Source organism: Streptomyces sp. WAC 04229, from assembly GCF_003947455.1.
Lineage (GTDB): Bacteria > Actinomycetota > Actinomycetes > Streptomycetales > Streptomycetaceae > Streptomyces.
In genome coordinates, this window is the sequence record NZ_QHJH01000309.1 from 1 (window position 1) to 4,943 (window position 4,943).

Annotated in this window: 3 protein-coding genes and 1 pseudogene; all 4 read right to left on the reverse strand. The window is 72.5% G+C overall.

The genetic code is table 11. The features are described 5' to 3' along the window. Nucleotides 1–259, reverse strand: a pseudogene (locus DMH12_RS37045) (PDZ domain-containing protein); the annotation flags it as partial. A gap of 75 nt (nt 260–334) precedes the next feature. Further along, the gene (cyc2, locus tag DMH12_RS37050) at nt 335–2,527 is read right to left on the reverse strand and encodes a germacradienol/geosmin synthase Cyc2 (RefSeq protein WP_125495674.1); all 2,193 of its coding nucleotides are present in this window, start codon (nt 2,525–2,527) and stop codon (nt 335–337) included. Nucleotides 2,528–2,622: 95 nt separating this feature from the next. After that, entirely contained in the window at nt 2,623–3,831 is a 1,209-nt protein-coding gene (locus DMH12_RS37055; protein WP_125495675.1) for a damage-control phosphatase ARMT1 family protein, read from the reverse strand. Nucleotides 3,832–3,862: 31 nt separating this feature from the next. Then, a complete protein-coding gene (locus tag DMH12_RS37060) occupies nt 3,863–4,510 on the reverse strand; it encodes a ScbR family autoregulator-binding transcription factor (protein ID WP_122618297.1) in 648 nt (215 codons plus the stop codon). Nucleotides 4,511–4,943: the final 433 nt, after the last annotated feature.

The following is a 4,943-nucleotide window of genomic DNA, read 5'->3' on the forward strand; positions in this document are numbered from 1 at the left end:
CCCCCGGTCCGGGCCCCGACGCTCCCGACCGCTGTTGCAGTGCGGCGAGTTCGCTCATGCCGATCACCGTGGCGCCCACCGTGCCCAGTCCCACGCCCGCCAGGACCAGCACGGTCGCGGCGAACACGCCGAGCAGCACGGTGGTCAACCGCCGACGGCGCCGGCGCCCGGCGTGCGGACGCCGGGGGCCGTCGGGTTCGGGGCGGGCGGCCGGTTCCCGGCCGGGCATCGGTTTGGGCCGCAACGCTGTCTGTTCCATGGATCGCCTCCGGCAGGTGCTCTACCCGGCGCACCGGCGCGTGACGAGCCACGAACGAGTGAGACTGAACGCCGGTCAGGGCATGGGCACGAGGGGCCCCCTGGGCACGGGCGCGGGCAGGGGCGGGGCCGGGATCCGGTCGGGGAGGAAGCCGTGGGTACGTCCCGCCAGGTACTCGGCCTTGTAGCGCGGGACGCTCCGGTGCCAGTTGAGGATGCCGGCCATCCAGTTCTGCAGGTCGGTCACGTAGCCGCGCATGATGTCCCGGGCCTCTTCGGAGAGCTGGAAGTCGTCGTACACGATGGGCAGTTCGTGCGCGACGACGTGCTCGAACTGGCGCATGCGCTGGTTCATCAGGTCCTGTACGACCCGCAGGGCGGCCGGGTAGTCGACGCCGAAGAAGTTCTGCACGACGAGGACCGCGTTGTGGACCTCACCCTCGTACTCGATCTCCTTCTGGTACGAGAAGACGTCGTTGAGCAGGCACCCGTAGTCGATCGCCGCGTTCTCCAGGGAGCGGACCGGACCGCTGCGGTAGACCTCCGGCGGTACGCCGGGTCCGTGTCCGGCGCGGCACAGGCCCAGCGTGAGGTCCGAGCCGAAGGTGGCGCGCCGCATCTCCAGGTAGTCCACCGGGTCGGGGACGCGGTTCTGGATCTGGTTGGACAGCTCCCACACCCAGGCCTCGGTCATCGTGTCGACCGCCGCCTTGAGGGGGCGCCGCTCGTCGGGCGTCATGCCGGCCGTCGTGCGCGCCCAGAGGTCGATCAGGGAGCGCTCCATGGCGTTGCCGGGCGGCGGGACCGGTTCGCCGTCGAGCGGCATGCAGGCCGAGAGCCGGGCCGTGGTCAGCCGGGCGGCGGCCAGGTCACGGCGGTGCCCGTAGACGAGCGGGTAGTAGTCGTCGCCGTAGGTCCCGAAGGCCAGCCAGTCGGAGGACAGGTCGAGCTGCTCCTGGGTGGCGTCCGGGTCGAGACCGGCGGCGCACAGGGGGAGGTCGCAGCTCGCGAGCTTGTCCTCGTCCCACACGCCCTCGCCGAGGATGCCCATGCGGTGCGACCACGCGAGCAGGTGTCGCCGGGATCCCTCCAGGGCGGGGCTCAGCTCCACCGGGTACGGCATGCGGAGGTCGGGGATGACCGACGGGCCGACCTTCTGGAAGGGGACGTGCGTGTAGGGCCGGGCCCGCCGTGCGGCGGCGGCGGCGAGCAGGGCGCCGACGTCGGCGGCGGAGGTGCCGGGGCCGGTGAGCGCCTGCCAGCCGGCGACGGGCCGCGCGCCCTTGTTCATGTACCGGCTGGAGCGCATGTGCCATTCGTGGCCGCCGGACTGCCAGTCCTGGAGGCCCTTGGCGTACGCCCCGACGGCGGCGACCTCGGGCGGGGTGAGTCCGTTCTCCAGGGCCACCGCGGGCACTTCGGTGAAGGCGGTGTGCTCGAACTGGTGCAGGCGGGAGGTGAGGACGTCGTTGACCAGCTCGGCGGCCTCCTGGGTGGTGCAGCCGAAGAAGGTCTCCAGGACCAGCACCCCGTTGCTCAGCTCGCCCTCGTCCTCGACCTCGCGCTGGTAGGAGAAGAGGTCGTTGCGCAGGTGCACGCCGTCGGAGAACGTCTCCATCAGCACCCGGAGCGGCCGGGACCCGGCGACGGCCGCGGGCACCTCGGCGGTCGCGTACTCCACGAGCCCCGCCGACCAGGGGGCGCCGCCGACCTTGCGGCGCATCTCGATGTACTCGACGGGGTTGGCGATCCGCCCCTCGTTGATGTTGGACAGCTCCCACAGGGACTCGTTGAGCAGGTGCTCGGTGGCGACGGCGAAGCGGCGGCGCCAGTCGGCCGACATCGCGGGCACCGTGCGGGTCCAGAGGTCGGCCAGACCTGCCTCGACCGGGTTCTCCGGCTCGGGCATCCCGGTGGTGAGGTCCAGCGGCATGAACAGCGGCAGCCGGTCCAGGTGGGCCTTGCCGCCGACGCGGTCCTGGGTGCGCTTGAACCGCTCCAGGAAGTGGTCGTCGAAGAAGAAGACCCACACGTACCAGTCGGTGATCAGGGAGAGCGCCGGCCCGTCGCAGTCGGGATGGGTGTAGGCGCAGAGCAGTCCGTAATCGTGTGCGTCGAGGTCGGACTGCTCCCAGACCTCGGAGCCCTCCAGCATGCCCATCTCGCGCGCCCACGCCGTCGAGTGGGCGCGGGCCTCGTCGAGATGCGGGTTGAGCCGCGCGGGATGCGGCAGGTAGAAGTGCGGGAGTTCGAAGGGCTGTCGCGTCATGGCCCGGCACTACCCAGGGCCTCGAGGGCGCATCCACCCGGCGGCACATGATCACACCATCGCGTGAAAGAGCGCGGAACGCGGGAACTCCGTGCTCAGGTCCTGACCTGGATCAGGGCGTGCGTCCCGCCGGTCCGCCAGTGCCGCTCCCCGCCGGACTCCAGCGCCGCCTCGGTCTTCTCCGACAGGCCTGTGATCACATCGGACTTGAGGGTGCGCAGGGCGGCGACGGGACCCGGGAAGTACGCGGTGACGTCCGCGAAGGGCGTGGTCGGCGGCCACCACCGGTCGCCCACCAGGCGGCGGTAGTTCAGGTCGCCCTTGAGGACGGTGACGGTGGCCGCGGCGAACTCCGCGCGCAGGTCGTCGGGCATGTCGGCGTACGGCAGCGGGGCGCAGGAGAACGGGTGGGCGCGGACGGTGACGCGCCCGTCCCGCAGCGCGGTCCACAGCCGCCGCCCGTACTCCTCGGCCGCGCCGCCCGCCGCCACCAGCCGCCGCAGCGCGTCGAGCAGGTCGGCGGGCGTCGCGTCGGAGACGTAGTACGGGTGCGGCTTGACGTGCAGGACCGCCCGGTCGACGCGGCCCTCGGCGAGCAGGTGGGAGACGAGGAGCAGGTCGGGGACGAGTTCGCGGCCCGCGTTGTCGGCGACGAGGCACAGAGTCCTCGGTCCCGCCGCGCCGGGTCCCTCGGAGGGCGGGAGCAGGGACCACAGGGCGTCGCCGTCGTCGCACACGAGGGCCTCCACCTGCTCCCCGGTGCCGGTGCCGCCCTCGGAGAGGCGGAAGCCGAGATCCGCCCGGTTGCCCCAGAGCGAGCCGTGCAGCAGGGCCCGGGTCCGCTCGTCGGCGGGCAGGGCGGCGAGGCCGTCGAGCGCGGCGAGTTCCTCGTCCGTCGCGGGGTCGTCGAGTTCGGCGAGCTTGGCCGGCCGGAAGGGGTCGACGCCCTGCCAGGTGCCGGGGGCGAAGTATCCGACGGCGTCGAGCAGCCGGCGGTAGAAGTGGCTCTCGGCCCACAGCCAGGGCACGTCGTACCAGGAACGGCCGGCGTACGCGTCCAGGCCCCACCGCGTCCAGCGGTCCCGGTCGCGGGCGTCGGCGTCGGCGGGCAGCGGTTCGACCACGCCGTCGGCACAGCTCGCGAGCAGCGCGTCGAGGGCGCGCAGCCGTTCGGGGCCGTGGGGGAACGCGTCGCGCACCTGCCGGACGACGGCCGGGTGCCGGTCGGCGAGCACACCGTGCGGGAAGGACCCGGGCTCGTCGCCGAGGATGACGGGGGCGGGCGCGGACGGGGTGTCGGGCATGCGCCTCACCGTACCCCGCGGGCCGGTCCGTTCAGGCGGACGCGGTCTCGCGCTCCAGGCGCGCCGCCAGGGTGACGTAGCGGGCGCGACGGGTCACCGGCACCATGCCGCGGATGAGGATGTGCCACATCTCGGCCAGGCGGCGGGGCTGGCGCCCGGCCGGTTCCAGGGTCCCGCTGACCACGCGGGTGCCGACGATGGAGCAGACGAGGGTGTGGGCGACGGAGTCGACGTCGATGTCCGGATGCAGGTCGGACTGCCGGACGGCGTCGAGGAGCCGGGAGGTGGCGATCTCCCGCCACTCGGTGAAGGGGTGCGGCAGCGGCGGCCGCACCGGCACGCCCGCGGTGGCGAGCCGCAGACCGGCGCGGAGCACCGGGCCCTCCTCGCACAGCCGGGCCATGCCGAAGGTGAGGCGCATCAGCGCCTCCAGCGAGGTGTAGCCGCGCCCGCCCAGGTCGGTGGCGAGTTGCCGCGAGGTCCTCGACTGGATCTCCATGATGGCGTGGGCGAGGTCTTCCTTCGCCGCGAAGTGGAAGTACAGGGCGCCCTTGGTGACCCCGGCGTGGGCCACGATCTCGCTCAGACTGGTCGACTCGTAGCCGTGACGGTCGAACAGGTCGGCGGCGGCACCGACGATCGTCGCGCGGGTCTGCTCGGCGCGTAGCTGCCTCGCCATCGGCTGAACTCTCCTGGGCTGGAACTCAACAGGCCGTGCGGCCCGCCTTTACCCCCTGTACACGATAACTCACCGATAACTGACCGTCAGATAGTCCTCCTTGCGAACCCGGAGCGGACGCCGAGGAGGCACCGTTCGCCACCTGTCCCGTTCATCACGATGCGGCACCGACAACTCACACCTGGTCGCTGGTCACTTGACTACCGGCGGTCACTCACGGTTTGCTCCGGCCAGGCGAGATTCACCCGGTTGGCGCAGCGACACGTGGCTCCGGGCCACCTCGCCCCGTTCCTCCTGCTCGGCCGCACAGCGAGGTGCCCCCGCCCCCATGAGGGCCGGGCGCCACTGACAACACCCGCCGGCCGCCGGTCGTCGGGGGTGCGGCCTCCCCGGCACACCCCCGCGAGTCCGGCTACGCCGACATCAGCAGCCG

Excerpts from the sequence above, each read along its gene's own strand:
- cyc2 (WP_125495674.1), bottom strand. The coding sequence starts at position 2,527 with ATGACGCGACAGCCCTTCGAACTCCCGCACTTCTACCTGCCGCATCCC.
- DMH12_RS37060 (WP_122618297.1), bottom strand. The coding sequence starts at position 4,510 with ATGGCGAGGCAGCTACGCGCCGAGCAGACCCGCGCGACGATCGTCGGT.
- DMH12_RS37055 (WP_125495675.1), bottom strand. The coding sequence starts at position 3,831 with ATGCCCGACACCCCGTCCGCGCCCGCCCCCGTCATCCTCGGCGACGAG.